At 60.6% G+C, this 18,881-nt stretch carries 15 protein-coding genes and 1 pseudogene; 8 read left to right on the top strand and 8 right to left on the bottom strand.

Going from position 1 to position 18,881, the window contains the following annotated elements; translation table 11 throughout:
- Window positions 1-226: 226 nt before the first annotated feature.
- Window positions 227-394 carry a hypothetical protein gene (locus tag BHU06_RS22900; protein ID WP_175442904.1) on the bottom strand — a complete coding sequence of 56 codons (168 nt, stop codon included), beginning with the start codon at window positions 392-394 and terminating at the stop codon, window positions 227-229.
- Window positions 395-542: 148 nt separating this feature from the next.
- On the opposite strand from BHU06_RS22900, the gene BHU06_RS21565 reads away from it, so the two are divergent.
- Window positions 543-1,004, top strand: coding sequence for a hypothetical protein (locus BHU06_RS21565; protein ID WP_070401292.1), 462 nt, complete (start codon window positions 543-545; stop codon window positions 1,002-1,004).
- Between the two features lie 273 nt (window positions 1,005-1,277).
- Here the strand turns inward: BHU06_RS21565 and BHU06_RS22705 are convergent, their stop codons facing one another.
- The gene (locus tag BHU06_RS22705; protein ID WP_175442906.1) at window positions 1,278-1,901 is read right to left on the bottom strand and encodes a hypothetical protein; all 624 of its coding nucleotides are present in this window, start codon (window positions 1,899-1,901) and stop codon (window positions 1,278-1,280) included.
- Window positions 1,902-1,903: 2 nt separating this feature from the next.
- Window positions 1,904-2,635 carry a hypothetical protein gene (locus BHU06_RS21560; RefSeq protein WP_139147169.1) on the bottom strand — a complete coding sequence of 244 codons (732 nt, stop codon included), beginning with the start codon at window positions 2,633-2,635 and terminating at the stop codon, window positions 1,904-1,906.
- Window positions 2,636-3,521: 886 nt separating this feature from the next.
- Here BHU06_RS21560 and BHU06_RS22240 point away from each other — a divergent pair.
- Window positions 3,522-3,731, top strand: a pseudogene (locus BHU06_RS22240) (tyrosine-type recombinase/integrase); the annotation flags it as partial.
- Between the two features lie 279 nt (window positions 3,732-4,010).
- Here BHU06_RS22240 and BHU06_RS22700 read toward each other — a convergent pair.
- Complete coding sequence (locus tag BHU06_RS22700; protein WP_139147168.1) at window positions 4,011-4,697, bottom strand: RES domain-containing protein; 687 nt, start codon at window positions 4,695-4,697, stop codon at window positions 4,011-4,013.
- Window positions 4,694-5,689 carry a hypothetical protein gene (locus BHU06_RS21555; protein ID WP_070401290.1) on the bottom strand — a complete coding sequence of 332 codons (996 nt, stop codon included), beginning with the start codon at window positions 5,687-5,689 and terminating at the stop codon, window positions 4,694-4,696. The genes BHU06_RS22700 and BHU06_RS21555 overlap by 4 nt, the downstream gene beginning before the upstream one ends.
- Before the next feature lie 397 nt (window positions 5,690-6,086).
- Between BHU06_RS21555 and BHU06_RS21550 the strand changes: the two genes are divergently transcribed.
- The 4 genes from BHU06_RS21550 (at window position 6,087) to BHU06_RS22235 (ending at window position 11,720) form a co-directional block, all read left to right on the top strand.
- Window positions 6,087-8,501: a phage integrase family protein gene (locus tag BHU06_RS21550; protein WP_070401289.1), complete on the top strand. Its 2,415-nt coding sequence runs from the start codon at window positions 6,087-6,089 to the stop codon at window positions 8,499-8,501.
- 846 nt (window positions 8,502-9,347) lie between these two features.
- Complete coding sequence (locus BHU06_RS21545; protein ID WP_070401288.1) at window positions 9,348-10,046, top strand: ParA family protein; 699 nt, start codon at window positions 9,348-9,350, stop codon at window positions 10,044-10,046.
- Window position 10,047: 1 nt separating this feature from the next.
- The gene (locus BHU06_RS21540) at window positions 10,048-11,151 is read left to right on the top strand and encodes a ParB N-terminal domain-containing protein (protein ID WP_175442905.1); all 1,104 of its coding nucleotides are present in this window, start codon (window positions 10,048-10,050) and stop codon (window positions 11,149-11,151) included.
- Between the two features lie 56 nt (window positions 11,152-11,207).
- On the top strand, window positions 11,208-11,720 hold the full coding sequence (locus BHU06_RS22235; protein WP_254668218.1) for a DUF1643 domain-containing protein: 513 nt from the start codon (window positions 11,208-11,210) through the stop codon (window positions 11,718-11,720).
- 53 nt (window positions 11,721-11,773) lie between these two features.
- Here BHU06_RS22235 and BHU06_RS21535 read toward each other — a convergent pair whose 3' ends face one another.
- Both BHU06_RS21535 and BHU06_RS21530 read right to left on the bottom strand, forming a co-directional pair.
- Window positions 11,774-13,012, bottom strand: a complete 1,239-nt coding sequence (locus BHU06_RS21535) for a hypothetical protein (protein ID WP_070401286.1) — start codon at window positions 13,010-13,012, stop codon at window positions 11,774-11,776.
- Window positions 13,013-13,189: 177 nt separating this feature from the next.
- Complete coding sequence (locus tag BHU06_RS21530) at window positions 13,190-14,935, bottom strand: RepB family plasmid replication initiator protein (protein WP_254668217.1); 1,746 nt, start codon at window positions 14,933-14,935, stop codon at window positions 13,190-13,192.
- A gap of 320 nt (window positions 14,936-15,255) precedes the next feature.
- Between BHU06_RS21530 and BHU06_RS21525 the strand changes: the two genes are divergently transcribed.
- Entirely contained in the window at window positions 15,256-15,759 is a 504-nt protein-coding gene (locus tag BHU06_RS21525; protein WP_139147166.1) for a hypothetical protein, read from the top strand.
- Between the two features lie 918 nt (window positions 15,760-16,677).
- Complete coding sequence (gene trfA / locus BHU06_RS21520) at window positions 16,678-17,712, top strand: plasmid replication initiator TrfA (RefSeq protein WP_070401284.1); 1,035 nt, start codon at window positions 16,678-16,680, stop codon at window positions 17,710-17,712.
- Window positions 17,713-17,744: 32 nt separating this feature from the next.
- Here trfA and BHU06_RS21515 read toward each other — a convergent pair whose 3' ends face one another.
- Window positions 17,745-18,671 carry a PD-(D/E)XK nuclease-like domain-containing protein gene (locus tag BHU06_RS21515; RefSeq protein ID WP_070401283.1) on the bottom strand — a complete coding sequence of 309 codons (927 nt, stop codon included), beginning with the start codon at window positions 18,669-18,671 and terminating at the stop codon, window positions 17,745-17,747.
- Window positions 18,672-18,881: the final 210 nt, after the last annotated feature.

Here is an 18,881-nt window from a genome sequence, read left to right as displayed (position 1 = left end):
AACATGCCCACGTTGATCACTCCTGGTTCCCCTGCTCAAACATTGAGCAGGGCAGTGTCTACACGTGGGTCAGATTTGCTCGATCGCGCCCCTTACAGGTGGGTCAGTTTTGAATGATCGTCAACAGAGGCCCCTTTGTTGCATCTAGCACCTGGAAGGACCATGGTGCTGGTGATCTGGGCGGAAAGTCACAAGAGCTGACTGGCCGGACCACTGTGCGCCGGTGCTATTCGTACCCACGCAGAGCATCGAGGGCCGCATCGAGCGTTTCGGCGGCCTCCACAAGCTGGGCGATAGCGTTCGCATCCAGCTCTGTTCCGTTGGGCATGCGTCCAGATTCGGCGCTATCCCTGAGGACATTGATCGCATGCCGCAATGCATCGGCGGTGGTCATCGTAGATATGGCGGTGCAAAGGTGAGCGGGAAAATCTTCACAAAGGGAGCATACGTAGATAGGAGGGGGTGAGACCCCTCTAGTGCATCCCACCCCCATCACTTGTTACAGTATGCAACTGAACCACGCCTGCACTACTGAGATACAAATGAAAGTCCTCTCCCTTGTCGCCAGCTCTCTCATCTTGGCTGGTTGCGCCGCCCCGGGCCAGAGCCCGGCCGCCAAACGCGTGGCTCAGGCTCAGGCCGAGTCCGACGAACAACTGCGCAACTTCGGTGTCTACCAGGCCAAGGCACTGGCCGAAAGCACTACCCAGGCGCTGACCATCCAAGACGAGGCCCAGGTCATCGCCGATACGCAACGCTTGGTGTCTGACCGCCTCAAGGACCCGGGCAGCGCGCAGTTCCGCAACGTGCGCGTGCAGCAGTACCTGCAGGGGCCGCTGAAGATCATCTGCGGCGAGATCAACGCCAAGAACAGCTATGGTGGCTATGTGGGATTTCGCCAGTTCGCAGCGAGCCCCTGGGGGGTCTACATGGAGAGTCGGGGCGGACGTTACGACACCTCTGACGAGTTGTCCAACTTCGGGCTGATGCAGGCATGCAGCTGAGTGTGCATTCAGACCGCACATGAACGGCGCCAACGCGCAGTTAGATCATTGACGGCGCCGACGGCACCAGCTAATTGAACAACATGGGCTCAGCATGCCTCATGCTCAACAGCTAGCTGATTCTGCGCGGCATCGCACATGCCTTCGACTTGGAGAAGTGCGCCTCGCTCTCTGGTCAGCACTGCACCCGCGAGCGCTTCAATTTTCCCTTCTGCAGTGCTGCCCTCCTCTTCCCTTTTGAACGGACTCCAGTTGCGGAATCGCTCTGGGTTGTCAGAGTCTCGAGCTCGCAGCAGCCTTTTTTGCTTCTTCTTTGGCTCTCTGCTTCCGCTGTTCCTCTTCGTACTCCGCTTGAACTCGTCTGGCAATCTCATGCACTTTACTGGAGCTGTAGTCCAGTAGGACGCCACTCTCGGAGCCTGATGTACCCGCTCGGTCCGTCACCGTCAGGCTCAGAGTCTCATTGGGCTCCTGGCCCCAAATTGCCTTTGTCCTGTCTCTGCCGTCGGTGATCTTCCCCCGGCGTCCCTTCCCATATCGCCGCTCCACCAATTCCTCGATGGCATTGATTTGTACGTGCCTGCTCCTGGGATCCAGAGGAAAATCGAGCCGCACACTGGTGAGCTTGGACTCGAAGAATCGGGCGCTTCCCCTGAACTTCGCGCCGCCTATGGTGCCCGAAAAGCTCAAGCTGAAACTTCCAGTCCTGCCGGGGTAGGTGAACAGCTCGCCAAGGGTATGCCCGGCCTCAGTGAGCTTGGCTTTGCTCTCATCTAATGATTCGCCCCAATTGAGGCCAGAGAAGCTGAATCGTTGAGCGGCGATGCCTGGCAATGGACATACGAAGCTCAGAGCGAGGCTTACCACTATCCTTCGAGTTGTTCGTGCTTGAGCCATCGTCACATGACCTTGGTTGCCTGTCTGACCAATTCAGCGGCGAGAGAGACCGCCGCATTGCTGTTGAGGCCGTTCGGACCTCCTGAAAGGTGCGGCAGCACAACAAGCGGCACGAGACCTCCTGTGGCGATGTGGACGCGCTTGTTGCGGCCGTTGACGGTGATGACGTGCTCCTGGCCAGGTTGAGCTTTCACCACCTGAAGGAAGTCCTGGAGGTGGGATAGACCGGTGGCGATGAGCACCTTGGGACGATGCAACTCGAGATGGGCGGAGAGGACCGGGAATCTAGCCTCCCTGAGCCACTTCTGATAGTCCGCCTTGGACTCGAACCCAGTGTCGCGACGCGCCTCCTCGTCCCACTGCGCCAGGTTGTTGAACGGGAGTGGAAACAGGTTGGCCTTGAAGTAACCCTTGGAGCCTCGCTCGAACGGTCGCATCCGCCTGGCGAATGCTTCGTAATCCTTCGGCTCGCCACCTTCGATAGCACATAGCAGCTTGAAGGCCGTGCGGTTGAATGGCCAGCCCAGTTGCAGATCCACAGAGTAGTTCGTGTCGAGATTCCGCGGGGCCGGCACGCCATCCTTATCGCGCAACTGGTCCTGCAGAGACCACCCTGGTTCAACACCCATCAACCAGGTCGATGGAGATTCAATCGATCCGACGTCTCCTCCATCGCAGGTGCTCAGGAAGTGCTCTGCGGAAGATGCCAACTCGGCGAAGCTAGGTGTTCTCATGTAACCCTCACTGCAAGAGGATTCTTGACGACGTTGTTGACCAACCAGTTTAAGCGCGCAGGATGTTGGTCAGCTTTAGGCGCGAGTGCTGAGAGCGTGCTTTGGGCCACTTGCAGACTTCCATTGGACCTGGATCGCTACCAGAAAGCGGTCGCTCGACGTTTGACATGAGAGGCATGACCCGGCTTGCCGGGGCATGTCCTCTTCATGATAGGGATAGTTTTCACTTGATTGGAAGTACGGAGAAGATGCTTGCGATGGAGCCTAAGGCACCGAGGGTTGGCAAGAACCATCTGGAGAACAGAACCTTGGCAACGCCGCCGCTTCCTATGTACTTCCGCCCCCGAAACTCTAGGTACTGAATGCGTGCGCGGTCACGCCACGACTCAGCGAACATGACGCTTGATACGCGTACGTAGAGGAGAAAGTCGTTTATGGCTTTCGTGAGCAACCGTTCGTTCAAGTCTGATGGACTGTCGACGATGGACCAAATGATGTATTCCTGAGTTCGCTTGGCCTTCTCGGATTCGTATGGATAGAGGATGACCGCTACGTTTCCTGTGACCGACTGTGAAATGACAAGGGCAGCACCGTGCTCTGCATGCACCCTCCGCACGACTTCTCTGCCTTTCGAATCCGTTTCTATTTCGGCGGTTCCGACGGGATGCTGCCCAGCGAACATTTGAATCTGGCGGTTGGCATTGTTTCTGGTGACATGGAGAGCTTCAAAGAAACCTGTTGTCTTTGCTTCTTCGACAACCGCACAAAGATGCCTTTCAAACCGATCGGCTTGAAGTTGCCAAGCTGACAATTTGGCGTTTCGCGCCTGCGCCGCGTCTCGGTTCTTCTTGTTTTCGGTGTGCATAGGATTCCCAGTGAAAGTTAACGCCGAGTTAACCTGAACGACCAGACCTTCCAAAGTGCGTTCAAGCGCGCCGTGCAGGTGTCCGGCATCGACACGCCAGCCATGCCGCACACGCTGCGCTATTGCTTCGCGACGCATCTGCTGCAGTCTGGTAGCGACATCCGCAACGTGCAAGTACTGCTGGGCCATGCCGACGTCGCGACGTCGATGATCTATACGCATGTTCTGTAACTCGGCGGCGGCGCGGTGCGCATCCAGCTGGACACGCTCTGAGTCGCGGATCGCTCCAGAACTGCACACTGTGGTCGTTCTCTCCTGGCCGATTCTAGAAGCCTAGCCTCTGCCTACCAGCTACCAGCAATCGCAAGTGCAGTTGTTGTGCATTCCAGATCATATTGACCGTTCTGCCTGTGCAGTTCGGTCCGGGCGGCCTGGCCTAAACGCCCCGGACAGCCCGATCATGAATGGCTGGGATACGCACTTGTTCATATGATCAATCAGGGAGTCACTTCAGGCGTTCGTCCAGAGTCGCTCCAGCTCCACGACATCAAGTGGTTTTCGGTCAGCAGGCGGAGCCCCCCTTACCAGGAAGGCATCTCGCCTTTCCTCGTAGAGAGCGAAGTTGCGCCCCGTGCAGTCTTTGCACGTGGAGATCCAGGTCACACCCACTAGGGGCAACAGCGAACTGCCGTCGCTTTTAGCGATGAGTTCTTTGTGGACCCAATGGCTCAATCGGCGCAAATTCCCGATTCGCGGCACAGGCGCTCCAATGTGGATGTTCGTCACCGCGGCAAGACCGGAAGACTCCAGGTCGACAAAGACCACTGCCGTTTTCGTCGTGTGTATGGCCTCCATGGGCGGCTTGTTGATAGGGATGCCCGTGACCGGATCAACCTGCTCCGGGACCAGTTCAATCGCATTGAGACCGCCGGCGTCCTTGATGGGTCGAAGGATGCGCGCTTCGAAGCCGGCTGTCACAAGTGAATCAGCGGTGTAGAGCACGCCAAATGCTCCTTGGTCACTGGCTGGCGGATCGACTCGACCTAAGCGCATGTGCGCAGGCGGCGGGTCCCAGTCGCCGTCAGGCTGGTGTCGAAAAATCCGATACAGCCTGGCGCCGGCGGCAAGCGCATACCCGGGCAACACCCCGTGGTTCGTTGGGATGGCCATGGGCGTGGCCGTGGTGAGCCAGGTCACGACACCGCCCTGTGCAGGTCCTCTTCTGCCGTCTCCAGGAACAGCCCGGCCAGGTCATCAGGCTCGAGGTCCTGCAGGGCGGGGTTGGCCACCCGGTTGAGCAGGAAATCAACCCCGGTGCTGCCGCCAAAGACTTCATGTCGCGTTCGCAGGAAATCCCAGTACAGGGTCGTGTCTTGGCCTTGAGATCGATACATGGCGATCGCGTCCTGGTGCAGCGCGCGATTGAGCCGGGGGCTCAGCTGAAAACCGGGGTAGCGGCGTCCTCGCTCGCGACCAGGCGGAAGCACCGAGATGAGCCGCCCTGCTCTTTCCTGGTTGTAGACCGTTTGATCCGAGGCCTGCATGCGCTCGGCGAAGTCTTTCACATCAAGCAGCTCATAAGGAGCGTCGTCGGCGCCGATGACCTCAGGCGCCTCGCTTTGTTGGGCCAGCCCCTCGATCACTTGGTTAAGCCGCTTGATGGCCGCCAGCCCTGCTGCATATCCCCGCTCCGTTCCGACCTCCTGTGAGCCACGCTCGCCATGGGAGGAAAAGTACAGCGCCTGCTCCATGGCCAAGAAGATGACCGAATGGGCAAGCGGGTCGGCTGAAGAGGCCTTCTTGAACACGGACCCTGTCCGAACGAACTCGCAGGCCTGCTCACTTCCCGGGCTCTCGCCCGAGGCTGACTCGTTGACCCGGGCGGCGATGCCCAGCGAAAACAAGGCCTTGAGGTTCTTGCTGCCCTCCTCTGTCTTGGGCATCGAAGCGCCAATCACCATGGGCGCCACCTGGTCCAGTACGCCCAGGCGCGCCAATGTGTTGCTCGACACCAGAACCAGGAGATCGCCGCCTGCTCCTTCTTGGCCGGCGATGAGGTTGTGCGTCATCAGCGACTTCACATAGTCCGTGCTCAGAGCAGCGAACTCTTGCGCGGCCGCGGCCTCGGCGGCGAACGCGCTCTGGCCGTGCGGACGGTTCAGTTTGCACACGAACGACTGGTATTCCATGGAGAGCTCCTTCTCGCCGGCGTGGGGCTTGCCCTCAAGCCGGGGCGGCCACCGTGGCGACGCCACCATTGTGCGCGCTGGCGCCACTTAAGCCAAGTAGCCCAAAACCTGTCGGCCTGTATTTATGATCCGCGTCACCCTAACTGTTATTAGCACGACGCCTTTTTAATTGGTTCAAAAAATAGAGTACGATTCCGCGTCCGTGCCTTAGGAGGGCAAGTCACCAATGTTTCACTTTTGCGGATCCTGCGTCGCCGAAGGTTCACTTTTTTCCCGCGGCCACCGGCCAGAGCCCCCCCCCCGTTGCGCAGTGGGTGCGGCCAATGAGAGTTGGACTCGGTGTGTCGCAGACCTGGCCAAAACGCGTTGCATGTGATCGAACCCAGGAGCCAAATGCATGAGCGAGGCGCCCTCCCCGTCTATTGCACCCGGCTCGCAGCCAGCTCAGGAGGCGCCACGGCGCGCGCGCGGCCGCCCGCGCAAGCCCATAAGCGCCGCAGCTCCCTCCACCGACCCGGCCGCGCCGCGTCGGCGCGGGAGAAAGATCGGCTTTCGCCTACCCACCTTTGCCCAGCTGGACGAACTCACGCTGGAGGACTTCTCCTTCGTGCGCGGCATATACAACGGCATGGAGCCGCGCGACTCATTCCTACGCTTCTACGCCAACATCCACTTCGATGTGCAAGGGGTGGCCTCCGTCCCGCATGGGCTCAGCCTGACCGCACGCTTCAAGCAGTTAGAGGCGCGCATCTTGGCGGCGGCGGCCTCCTCTGCCGTGCAGCGGCTGCAGCAGCACGCCCAAACCCTGGCCGCCGAGCTTCCAGAACAGGCTAGCGACCAGGCGCAGCGACGCGGCCTGGAGGAGCTATTCGCGGAATGGGCGAACAACCTGCCCGAGGACATGTACTCCGAATCGGAGCTTCCCGAGCGGTTCAAAGAGTACCTCGCGGACAACGCCATCAAGGTCACGACGCAGCAGGGCAACGAGGTCAGCCGCGCGGCGATGATCGAGCGCAAGGTGAAGGCGCTCAACGAGCTGCAGACCGCCCTCGCCTACCGCCCCCGTCAGGACGCGGCCACCTCGATCTGGCTGGCAACCCCGGTGCGCGCCGCGCTTGAGCGGCTGCAGATCTACACCCTCGGCCAGCTGGTGCGCTACATCAGCGCGACCGGGCGCAACTGGCATCGCTCGATCTCTCGCCTGGGCGAAGTACGGGCCACGCGCCTGCAGGCGTGGCTCGAGGATCATGCCGCAACGCTAGGCCACATCGAGCGCAGCTCGATCGGCTGGGCCGCCCACAAGCCACTCATCAGCAAGCTCAGCGCCCTGCAGAGGGCGCCCGAGGTGGCGGTCCTGAAATACCAGGGCAGTGAAGGTGTGGCCACGCCCGACACAACGCAGATCGTGCAGCGTGCGGGTATTGCCCCGCTGGAGCTGCTCCGCGTGCCGCCCGAGCTAGATGGCTCGCAAGGGCTCTATCGCGTGGCAGCCCCGAACCACTTCGGGGCCCGCGACGACATGCAGGCCATCACGATCTGGCTGTCCACCTTTCTCAGGGCGGGTAAGCAGCGCACGTTCGAAGCCTATCGGCGCGAGGTGGAGCGCTTCTACATATGGTGCATGCAGGAAGCGCGCGTTGCGCTTGCCAGCGTCAGCACCGCGCACGCGATCGGCTACCAGCAGTTCCTCGCCAAGATCCCGCACTCCTACGTGGGCCAAGCACGCGTGACGCGCGAGGACCCGCGCTGGCGCCCTTGGCGGGGTCAGCTGACCGCACGCAGCCAGACCTACGCGTTAACCGTGCTCAAGGTGTTGATGGAGGCGTTGGTCAAGGCGGGCTATCTCAGTGGCAACGCATTCGCCGCGCTCAAGAGCAGCGCCACGCTGGACCAAGCCATGGACACCAGCCGCTCACTCAATGCCGGGGACATCGAATGGGTGCGTCAGGCGCTGGCGCAGCGCGAGAGCTCCCACGCAAAGATTTCCGAGCACGACCAGGACGTGCCCGCACCCTCCCCTGCCCTGGGCGCGGCGCGCGCGCGCCGACTCAAATTCATCCTGAACATCCTGCTCACCACTGGCCTGCGCCTAGACGAGTTGGCCAAGGCCCGCGCCAGCGATATGTACCCGGCGCAAGGTTCGCCCGATGTCCCTGCAGAGGGGCACCTACTGCGCGTGGTCGGCAAGGGCAAGCGCGTGCGTACCGTCTTCATCAGCCCCGCGGTTCACCAACTGATGCTCGATCACCATGCAGATGTGGAGCGCGTGATCACCGAGACGCACGGGGCGTCGAGCCAGAAATTGCTGGCCTTTAGAGTCGAGCGCCCCATGGTTGGTGCACTGACCAAAGCGCCCTCCCCTGCCGGAGCTCCAAGCCAAACAACAGCAAACACAACATCGCAGTCACACGCATTGGGTCTTCAAGGCATCTATCGAACACTCAAGGCATTCTTCCGCGCGGCGGCCAACCGGGAACTGCGGCGCGCGACGACAGCCAAGATCGAGGTGGAGCGCAGGCTGAAAAAAGCTGGGGCGGCAGCTCAAGCGGAGCGCTATGCCGCGCTCGCGCTAGAGGCCAAGCGCCTGGACCATGATCGAGCGATGTGGCAGCGCCGTGCGCGGATCAGCACTCACTGGCTGCGCCACACCTTCGCCAAGGAAGTCCTGCGCACCAACCCCAGCGACAGTGGGCTCAAACTCGCGCAGCAGCTGCTGGGCCACGCGAGCATCACCACCACAGCCGTCTATGCGAAGCAGGACGACACCGCCAAAGTGAAAGCCGCGCGATTGGTTTTCCCCGACGGGATCTGAGCGGGGCGGGCATGCCCCCGCCGGCATCTTCAACCGTCCGAAGTTCTGCTCGGAGGCGCAAGGTGGCAAGGCCACGCGCAAAGGCGACCGGATCACCACCCTCGGCTTCCGACGTCTGAAGCTCTACCGACCCACACACCCTAGACCGGGGCGACGGATGAACTTCAACCGTCTGAAGTTCTGCATGCCCGGGGGCTGATGCGGGTCGCGAAACGGCCCAAAGACTTCCACCCCAACTTCAACCGTCTGAAGCTCGCCCGGAGAGCGCCAAACCCTACGACCCGGGTAACGGCGCAGCATCAACCGGCCAACTCCCAAGCACGTCGTCACACCACCAACATTCCAACCACCTGAAACCCCAAGTGCGATCGGAAGGCATAGCGCCCGCGCCAACAAGCACTTCAACCGTCTAATGTCCATGTCGGCACGGCCAAGTGCAGAGTGCAACACGGACACACGTGGGCACTGACCCTTTAGCCAACCCAGCAAATCTCCAGGGTGCGGCGCCAGGCATCACAGAAGCGGCCACTTCGACCCCCGAAGCCGGCGCGTTCACAACTCCGCAGGCTTCGAGGACGCCGCGACTTCAACCGTCTGAAGTCTGCACTCGCGTCAGCCAACGCCACTGGCTAGCAACTTCAACCGTCTGAAGCACTTAACGGCAAACGATCACAGCAAGGCATAGGCATCTGTCCGAACGCTGAACCTCGGAACGGTAATAGACAAAACGACGCGCAACAGCAACAAACAGACAGCGACTGCAAGAGAATGAAAGCCAGACAGTCCCAAGCACTTGAACTCTGACGACCAAGTAGGAGAGAATGCGCGAATTCACAAGGAGTAATAATGTCAGGTAAGCCACTGGGCAAAATCGTCACGTTCTTCAATCAAAAGGGCGGGGTCGGCAAGACCACCAGCACTTGCCAGCTGGCCGGCACCTTTGGCCACCGCGACTACGACGTTCTGGTCGCGGACCTCGATGCGCAGCAGACCTCGGCCGCATGGCTCTCGCGCGCTGACGGCGCGAATTTCCCCGCGACGCTATGGAGCGGCTTTCGCTACAAGGACAGCACAGCCGCCGAACTCGGCAAGCTCGCCGCCAAGTACGACCTCATCTTTGTGGACTGCGCACCAGCAGTCGATCAGCCCGGTACCTGGGCCTCATTGCTCGTGAGCGACCTGGCACTGGTGCCTACCAAGCTCAGCCCCGCCGATACGGACGCACTGCCCGCGGCGCTCGCGCTGGCCAAAAAGGCGCTCATCACCAGTGGGCGCGACTATCCCGTGCGCATCCTGCCCACCGCTTTCCGCCGCAATCGTGCAGACGAGAGGGCGGCGCTGGAGGTGATAGCCACCGACAAGGTCTATCCCGAGTTCTCGGTAATGAAGCAAGTGCTGAGCGACCGCGTGGCGTTCACGCGATCGATGCTCTATGGCGCGACGGTGCACTCCATGCCAAACGCCAAGGACGCCATCACCGAAATTGACGCGCTTGCCGACGCCGTCGCAAAGCTCCTCAAGATCCCCGCAACGAAGAAGGGCTGACATGGCAACCGTACCAAAACTCAAGCTTGATCCCAAGGCCGCAATGCAACGGCATCAGTCGGCTGCGACCACTGCGGCCGTCGACCGCTTCGCACTAGCTGAGCAGATCACCAAAGACCAGCCCACGGGGTTAAGCCCCGTCACGGTGGGGAAGGGCACCGTCGCACCCGTACCCGAAGCGGCACCGACCACCCTCAAACGATCTGTCGTGTCCAGTGCGCAAGCATTCGACCTGAGCGCATGTGTGCCGGGCGCCATCGTCCAGGTTCCGCTGCATCTCATCGACGCCAACCCGCTGAGCCCGCGCCACATCTACACAAATGAGGAGGTCGACAAGATCGCGCGCACCATGCCAGATGGCCAGGACGTTGCGGCAAACGGCTACGTGGAAGACGGGCGCATCAAGCTCATCGATGGGGGAACGCGCTTTCGCGCCGCGAAGATCACTGATTGCACCTTCCTGGAGGTCAAGATTGAAAAGGCGCCTGAGGACAAACTCGCGCTATACAAGCGGGCGAGGGCGCTCAACGAGCAGCGCTCTGCGACCACAGCGCTGGACTTCGCCCTGAGCCTGCGTGCACTCCTTGAGCAAGGCGCCGTGGCCAATCAGCGAGAACTCATGGAAAAGGTGGAGACCCCATCTGGGGGCAAGCTGTCCGAGTCCGGGGTCAGCACCTACATGCGGATCGCGCGCATGCCCGAGAAGATCCAGCGCGCCATGAGCGAGTCGCCGGAGACGTCGACGGTGGTGGCGCTGTATGCCGTGAGCGAGTTGTTCCCCGATGGCCAGGGCGAAACCGAATTGGAAGCGAAGCTGGACCTTGCACTCGAGATCATTGACGAGATCAAGCGAAAGAAGCTCAATCGACACCAGATCGCCGCACTTGTGAAGTCCAAGATTGAGGGCCCCAAGTCGCGAGAGCGCAGCACGGTGCACCCGCTTGAGTTCGGCCACCACAAAGGCCAAATCAAGATGTTCACCAAGAAGGGACAACTTGACCTGTCACTCAAGGGGCTTGATGAGGCGGAAATGCCAGGCCTTCGTGCGGCGCTCGTGCAAACATTGGAGACGTTCATGCGCGATAAGGATGGCGGGCCGCGCTAACTGAAATGGCAACTCGCGCTACCGCAACTCTCGGATCCTCGGCGCCGCTTCCCGGGTTGTTCGTTGATCCACTCGTTTCCGAACGGACGATCTTTAACGAGGACCGCACGCATCGGTTCACGCTCTTTCGCCATTGGGGCGACGCTGATGACTTCGCGGTTGGCATCAGCATGAACCCATCTGGCGCCTCAGAGGACAAGGGTGACAGTACGGTGGACGGTATGTGCGAGCGAGCACGAAATCACTGGGGTGTCGGCGCCTACTACCAGCTCAACGTCATGTCGATCCGGGCGACTGACTCAAGCGATCTGGCCAAAGCCAACATGCTATGGCTGCCAGAGAACGACGAGTGGATAAGGCGCCTCGCGCCGAAGGCCCGCCTCGTAGTTGTCAGCTGGGGCGACAAAGGCCAAGAGTACGGCCGCGGTGCAGTTGTTGAGAGCATCTTGCGCGAAGTGTGCGACCCGGACAAGGTGTTTTGCTTCGGGAAGAACAAGTCCGGTGCCCCTGTACATCCCCTCTACCAGCGATATGACGCACCATTGATACCCTTCTTCGAAAGCCGATAGCCTTCGTGTCTGTCCCCCATTGACTCGCTGGAGCAACAAAACTTCAGTGCGGCCTACGTGCCGGCAAGCCGTGCGAACCCAACAGCCAGGAAGAATCGCCGAAGCAAGCCAGCATCGAGCCCACCTTTGGCGTAGTGCTGAATCACGGCATCAGGCGGCTCCTCGCCGCGAACCTTCGGCATCAATCCCGCGACACGCTCCCACTTCAGCGCAGAACCGAACACAGAGCCAAAGACAATTGCAAGAGACTTCGTCGTGGATTGCTCTGGCCAGCTTCGCATCCAGGACAGCGGCAGTGCCCCACTTCCTCTCGCGTCAGCGACAACCGCGCGCGCGCCGGCACAGCCCACAAAGGTGATCAAGAATTGCTGTCGCCCTTCGTGATGAAGCAACCCAAGCGCGGCCAGCCCAATCAAGAATTCCCAGACGGCAACCGCGAGGGCCTGCTCATTCCCAGGGACTTCGAACCGCTCTTCAATCCATGCGCGCACTCGACGCGCCGAGATCGAAGCCGCGTTCACCTCGACCGCGCAATGCAACAGGTAGGAGAAGACTGCCGCCTGCCAGACCAAGGGAGGGGCAGAGATTGCGTAGCTCGCCTTGACAGGCACCGGCAGGAACCCGAGTTCAGCGGCGTCCCTTGCGCCCATGTGGTCAAGGGCCTGGCGCAGCTTTGCGGCAGCTGGCTCAGCGCGGATCGCAGCAAGCCTCGCGCGCTCTTCCTGCTGGGCCATTTTGTGCCGTGCCGAGTTGTCGTCACGCCGGCGAGCTGACGCTGCGTGACTGCACGACCTTTCATTTGCCGCCAATGCCTCAAGGCGTTCCTGCTCCGCGTCACGCTCTGGATGGCACAGCCATTGCGACTTCTGCTCGCTGGTGAACAACGCCGCCTCCAGCGCGGCAAAGTTCATCTCGCGGGCCGCGGACACATTGATCTCAACGGCGGCTACCCTGAGATCTTTGACACGACGCAGCTTGAGAGCATCCACGAAGTGCGTGACGGCGATCTCAACGAGCACATCGCGTCCACCAAGGGTCACGACAAGGTCCGGTCGGATCTCGCCGACGCTGGCTTCGACCCTCACAGCTTGCAGCCGCGACACGCCCGCAGGGGCGAACAGGCTTGGCTGCGCGAACAGGTCTCCATCGTCCGCAACACCAGGAACGTTGACGCGCACCTCAGGGAGGTACAGGGCCATGCGATCGGCGACGAGCTGCTTGGCAGCCAGGTGGACCGCCGTTTCAAAGCCAAGAGCGCAACTGGCGCCACGATGGTGCGCAAAGTTCGACACAACCTTGCCCTCCGGCGAATGCCGTGCAACGAGCGGAGCGCCACATCCAGGACAGGTGCAACCGCATCTGAGCCCGCTTTCGACCTGCAACGGCTCATACAAACGCCCGTCCCTCAGTCCGAAAGGCACGTGGAGGGAACGCAGAGTGGCCGGCAGCAAGGCTGGACGCACAGACAGCTAGGGCGCAGAGTCGTTGGCTGACTCGATGCGCCAGGCCATCCACGCTTCGTACTCCACGTCTTGCGGGAATGGCATCAGGCGCCGGAACGTCTCAGGCTGCTTGTCGAGAAGCCAGCGGCGCAGCAAGGCCAAGGCAGGGCGGTTCTGTGGGGTCCAGCCCTTCGCATAGAGAGCGCGTGCGGAGGCCCCATCGTTGGCGGCTTCGAACTGGGAGAGCAGGGCAGCGCGATCGCTCTGCGCGAGTCCGAACACGGCTTCGGCGAAGCGGGCGCTGCTGTGCTGTTCGAACGCATCTTTCAGCCGCTCCTGACGGATTTGAGCCGTGCGCTGCGCCTCCTTGGCCGTTGCTTCCTGCTCAAGGCGCTCGTCGTCAAGCTCCTCTGCCTGCGCACCGGAAGCAATGTTCTCCAGAATGCCGTTGAAATACGCCTTGCGCGAACTGATGCGCTTGCCCTGCTGTTTCAGCCGCGCTTCGGCATCCTTCATCCGAACAATGGACTCTGCGACCTCTTCGTACGAACGCGCCTGGGCAAGGTCCTCGATCTCCTTGGCCGAGAAACCGATGTTGTCGAGCACCCTGAGGATGTCGCGCGGCCAAGTGAGGGGAACGCCAAGCGACGGCGTGGCCTTGGGGATGAACTTGAATTGCAGCTTGGAGACCCGCGTGCCCGACTTCAACTCCTTGAGCTCAAGTGTGTAGTTGAGTGCGGGGCTGTCGTTCACCCTGCGAATCGCATCGAGCAGCACCCTCCGCTTGAAGTCGGCATAGCGCACCACCCGCAGCCCCTCCTCAGGGTCGTCCTCCAGGTAGCCGCAGCGCCCCATCAAGAGTTCGATCCAGGTTGCCGTGGGCAGCGCAGCCGTGACCTTCTGCTGAGTCGTCACGTAGCGCCAGCAGTTCTGGTACAGGGCGTAGCTGGGCGCAGTGGGCAGGCCCTCTTGGGCTTGAATGCTTAGGGGCGCCCAGTTGGAGGGCTCCAGAATGATCTCCAGCACCTGCGGGTCGAAGGCGAAGCGGATGAGCCCGCGCTTGTGACCCTTGCCATAGCCAAGCGAACTCAGAAAGTGACTTTTCATCTCCCACTCAACGTCCTTGCCCTCACCGATGATGTTCCAGCGCAAGATCATCTCGAACAACTTGTCGAGCTCGCTGTAGATGCGGGTGTAGTTCTTGCCGGGAATGCCAGCGATGCGCGCCAGATCGGTGATCCGCGTCTCAAAGACCGGGCTCAGCCGCTCGGTCTTCACCCGCTCCAGCGCCTCAGCACCGCGCTTGCGGAAGTCGATCTGCGCCAGGATGATGCAGGCGTCGAAAAGGCGTCGGCTGTTCAGGCTCTGGGCGTGCTCGGCCTTGATGGGCGTCGCGTGGATCGCGGCGACGGCCTTGCGCATCGTGCGCAGGGTATCTGGGATAACCAGGTCGGTGGTAGGGAAAAGCGACTGCTGCCCGGTGTCACGCACCCTGGTGTCAAAACCCGCGATCTGCTGCGTCGCCAAGGGATCAGGCGAGGGCTCCGAATCGTCCTCGGAATTGATGGCATCGGATGAAGTGGGCGGCACATCGAAATCGTAACCGATGGCAGCAAGCGGGTCGCTGCCGCCATCAATGGTTCTGGCGGGGGCGAGTATGCAGAACTGCCATCGAAGGCGCACCGCATCGCCATAGCCCGTACGCGCTGGCGCCAGGGAGAGTATGCAAAGTGGTCGGCCACAGCACAGGACCGCCACATTGAGTATGCGCAAGCGCCATCGACATTCGCCTAACTCGTTGATTCATATAAAGAATATCGCTTGGAACAATTGAGATGTTCTTGTAAACCTGAAACCACTGCAACACCGCCACTGCCCCCACGCGCGCCCTAGCCCTCCACCAGATGCAGTAGTCGCGGGTGTTTGTTGGTTGATTGTTGAGCGAAATCCGTGAAATCGGGATCCGCAGGGACCACGAAGGCAGGTGTGAGCGGTGGCGGATTCGCATACTCAATAACAGTACTGCGATACTGATCATCGGCATGACATGCTACTGACCGGTAGTGCCATAAGCTGCATTGGTATTTGGTAGTATGAAAAAGACCGGCAAGTACGGTCCAAGCAGCATGGACGAAGGCGTAGACGAACTGGATGCGATCGTTGGGGCCGCCCTCAAGGGGATGGTCAGCTCCGGTGCGTCCAGCGCGACAGTCGGCGCGTTCGCTGCCAGCTTCCGAGATGAGGTAGCCACGATCCTTGGCCGCAAGGAAGCGCCGGCCCAAGCGACAGATCTGCTCGAGCTCGTGACCCAGGCCGTGCAGAACGCGCTGGGTGCATCAGGCTTCCAGCCACGCAAGCGCCAAGCGCCGGCGAAGCGGATCTACGTCGAGTGCAATGGCAGAGCGACGTCAGTCTCCATCCCCGCGGAGATGCTGCTCAAGATCGATACGGTCACCGGTGGACGAAAGCAGACGGTGCAGGCATTACGTGACATCGCGCGCTCGGTACCAGGAAGCGTCGAGAACCGCTCAGAATGGGTCCGACAGAGGGCCCTCTTGCTCTCAGAGCAGTCAGCCGAAGCCTCCTCCCGCCATTGAGGTTGCGGGCATCCGCGGCTTGGCAGACGTTTCCCCGATCACCGCACTATTAGCGAAACAGCACATCCAGGCAGCAGGAGTTGGTAAGCGCTTGATTCCACAGAAGAATACGCGAAGTAATCGCTTACGTAAATCGCGGCGTGGAGGATCGCACGCGGTTTGGGGGATACGGAGCCCGTGCTGCTCCGCTAATAGTCGTTGCGACTCCAGCGTGCGCATGGCACACGGAGACGAGGACAGGTGATGAGCTTGACCTGGTGGGCGTGCTGCTCCGCTAGTAGCGCAGTGGATCGTGGTGCGTGGCCTGGCCTGCGTAGAGATGGCTCCAGACCAACAAAACGGGGTGTGGAGGTCAAAACCGTGCTGTTCCGCTAGTACCGAGGGGCGCGAGCCTGTGTCCGGCGACGAGAACACACGTGCTGCTCCGCTAGTAGATTGCCGCTCAGGCCACGAACTGCCTCAGTCCCTGCAAATGGGGCGTGCTGTAGCGCTAGTAGTTCGTGCCGGTCACAAGCAACTCACGATGCCGATCCGGAGCGCTATTAGCGAAGCAGCACGAAGACACGCGCGCGGTTGTGGACAACTGCCACCAGGTGCTAGCGGAGTGGCACAGCGCTAGTAGCGGTGTGGCGTTGCGCTAATAGCGCTGCGCCATTGCGCTACTAGCGTGTGAGCACGCGAAACCCTCTGGAACCCGCATAAACACTGGGTTCCCGGAAGCCATAGTCTTCTCCTAGTCTTCTATCAAGTCTTTCTTAATCGGCGTACCCAGGCGACCTCGAAGCTCATGGCGTCGGTGGCGAGGCTGATGATTTGAAATTGAATGGAAGACTTCAAAACCGTGCTGCTGCGCTAGTAACGCGCGTTGACCATTGCTTCGAGGCTACGGTCTAATCGATCAGACCAATGGAAAAGCGCATGTCTGCAAAGCCCAATCACAGTTTCAACAACCTCGACTTCAGTGATCTGCGATCGCTACTGCCTTCGGGCAAGCCGAGTATGGGAAAAGGCAGCGATGGAGCCAAGAAGACCGACACCGCGATCACTGAGGGCAAGCCGAGGCAGGCGCCGCGCACCAAGCGCAGCAAGAGCTTTGACGAAGCGGTAGAGGGCGTCAAGGCGAAGGCCGCGGAGATCGCTGCGCGCCGCATAGCGGACTACGACCTCCGCATCCTGCAGGATTCGTTTCCGTTCTGGGATGATGAAAACCGAGGAGTGCCCAACCCGCTGATCCGCGGCGGCCTCTTTGGCGTCGGGACATCGGCCAAGCGCGAGTTCCTGCCAAACATGCCCATCAGCAGCCTGAGCAACTACGAGATCACCTACACGGGCCAGGATCTGCAGCAGGATGACCTGAGCGTGTGGATGAGCCTGATCAACCTCGCACGTCAGACGGCTCTCTCAGACAAGGTCCGCTTCACAGGCTACCAGTTGATCCGTGACCTGGGCTGGAGGATGCACAGCGAGTCTTACAAGCGTGCGCAAGAATCCATCGAACGGCTGAAGGTCACTGGTATCAAGATCAGCACCAAGGACAAGGCCGAAGGCTATGCCGGTTCGCTCATTCGCGAGTACGCCTGGGCCGACGCCGATGAAAGGGGCAATACGAAGTGGATGGTGCGATTTGAGCCCAAGGTGTCCGTGCTGTTCATGAACGACACTACGACGTTGCTGGAGTGGGAGACGCGAAAGAAAATTGGCCCGCGCGCAACGATTGCTCAGTGGATGCATGCCTTCTACTCATCGCACCGTGATCCATGGCCGCTTTCCGTCCAGAAGCTTCACGAGCTTTGTCGATCAGATGCCCAGCTGAGCACATTCAGGCGCAACTTGCGCAATGCGCTGGATCGCCTCATTGAGGTGGGCTTCCTACGCGGCTACCAGATCGTCAATGACCAGGTGCATGTGGTGAAGACGAACCGGCCGACACTTGCGGTCGTCAGCTCGAAGTAGTTGCTGCGTGCTGCAGCGCTAATAGCGCGCGTTCACACCGCAGACTGCCCAGATGCCCACGCCCGAGTTGGCGTGAACTGCTGCCAGTGCTCAATCTCGATCTCGCCGTCACTGCTGAGATCGGGCCAGTGGCCGGTGGTGACACAGGCCTTATAGACCGACAAGCACTCCTGGAACTTCTTCGCGCCGTTGGTGAGGAAGGAGTTCCCTGCAGCTAGGGTATGCACTGAAAACGGCTCATTGCTTTCAGCGGCGATGAACACAAACGGCTTGGTGTCGCTCGTCCCCTCATAGAGGGAGCGGCCGAGCGAATACATGAAAGCCTGCAGGTCGTAGTCGAACTTGACGGCATCGCGGCTGAACAAGTGCACGCTGGGGTGGCGAGTGGATTTCAGGTCGAACGCCAGATCCGGGTGATAGATGTCGTGGCGTACGCGCAGCCGCAGGCCGGTAGTGGGTTCAGTGAAATAGATGCTTACCTCAGTCATGGACTCTTCAATGAAACGGCCAAGCGGGCGGCCCTTGTAGAGAGTCTCTCGCACCTTGTCGGCTAGCTGCCGCGCAGCCGAGAACGTCGGCTCATCAACCACCAATTTGAGTGCGTTTGTTTCCACGAACTCCCGGTATGCCTTGGTCGTGGGGTGGACGATCTCGGGGAACACAGCCACTTCCTGGCCGGCGAGATGGGGCTGCAGCAGCAGCAAATGAAGCAGGGTGCCGAAGTCCTTGGCGTCGCTGTCGCTGTGGGTCGCAGTCAGAGCAGTCTGGAAATGGGCAGGCGAGACGAGCAGTGGCTTGAGCAGTGAGCAACTGAGAGCGTCACGGTCAGCGTGGTAGTGGTGGGCCGGCAAATCCTTGAACAACAGGCTGTCCTGTGCGAAGCCGGGCAGAGGGCGATCATGCTCGGTAGCGGCTGCTACAAGGGCGAGCGCTGTGCTGAAGTCGGTGGAGGTTTCCATGTGGCGAGGAGTGGAAGAATCGTTCCACCATAAAAACACGGCAGCCACGAAAGTCAAGGCTTCCTGAAGTGGCCAGCCTTCTCATGACCTGCCCCCCACCAGCCGTACCAGTCTGAAGTTCGTGAAGTCCGTCAACCACCAGGAGAATGACGGACATGAAGAAGAGCAGATTCACCGAGGAACAGATCATCGGCTTCCTCAAACAGGCCG

Origin of the sequence: Hydrogenophaga sp. PML113, assembly GCF_001777155.1 — a bacterium.
Lineage (GTDB): Bacteria > Pseudomonadota > Gammaproteobacteria > Burkholderiales > Burkholderiaceae_C > Hydrogenophaga > Hydrogenophaga borbori.
The sequence above is the reverse complement of the archived record's forward strand: the minus strand, read 5'-3'. Positions and strand labels throughout refer to the sequence as shown.

What these genes read in the sequence shown, in the direction of transcription:
- BHU06_RS22900 (WP_175442904.1), bottom strand. Translation starts at nt 394, where the DNA reads ATGACCACCGCCGATGCATTGCGGCATGCGATCAATGTCCTCAGGGAT.
- BHU06_RS21565 (WP_070401292.1), top strand. Translation starts at nt 543, where the DNA reads ATGAAAGTCCTCTCCCTTGTCGCCAGCTCTCTCATCTTGGCTGGTTGC.
- BHU06_RS22705 (WP_175442906.1), bottom strand. Translation starts at nt 1,901, where the DNA reads ATGGCTCAAGCACGAACAACTCGAAGGATAGTGGTAAGCCTCGCTCTG.
- BHU06_RS21560 (WP_139147169.1), bottom strand. Translation starts at nt 2,635, where the DNA reads ATGAGAACACCTAGCTTCGCCGAGTTGGCATCTTCCGCAGAGCACTTC.
- BHU06_RS21555 (WP_070401290.1), bottom strand. Translation starts at nt 5,689, where the DNA reads ATGGAATACCAGTCGTTCGTGTGCAAACTGAACCGTCCGCACGGCCAG.
- BHU06_RS21550 (WP_070401289.1), top strand. Translation starts at nt 6,087, where the DNA reads ATGAGCGAGGCGCCCTCCCCGTCTATTGCACCCGGCTCGCAGCCAGCT.
- BHU06_RS21545 (WP_070401288.1), top strand. Translation starts at nt 9,348, where the DNA reads ATGTCAGGTAAGCCACTGGGCAAAATCGTCACGTTCTTCAATCAAAAG.
- BHU06_RS21540 (WP_175442905.1), top strand. Translation starts at nt 10,048, where the DNA reads ATGGCAACCGTACCAAAACTCAAGCTTGATCCCAAGGCCGCAATGCAA.
- BHU06_RS21525 (WP_139147166.1), top strand. Translation starts at nt 15,256, where the DNA reads ATGAAAAAGACCGGCAAGTACGGTCCAAGCAGCATGGACGAAGGCGTA.
- trfA (WP_070401284.1), top strand. Translation starts at nt 16,678, where the DNA reads ATGTCTGCAAAGCCCAATCACAGTTTCAACAACCTCGACTTCAGTGAT.
- BHU06_RS21515 (WP_070401283.1), bottom strand. Translation starts at nt 18,671, where the DNA reads ATGGAAACCTCCACCGACTTCAGCACAGCGCTCGCCCTTGTAGCAGCC.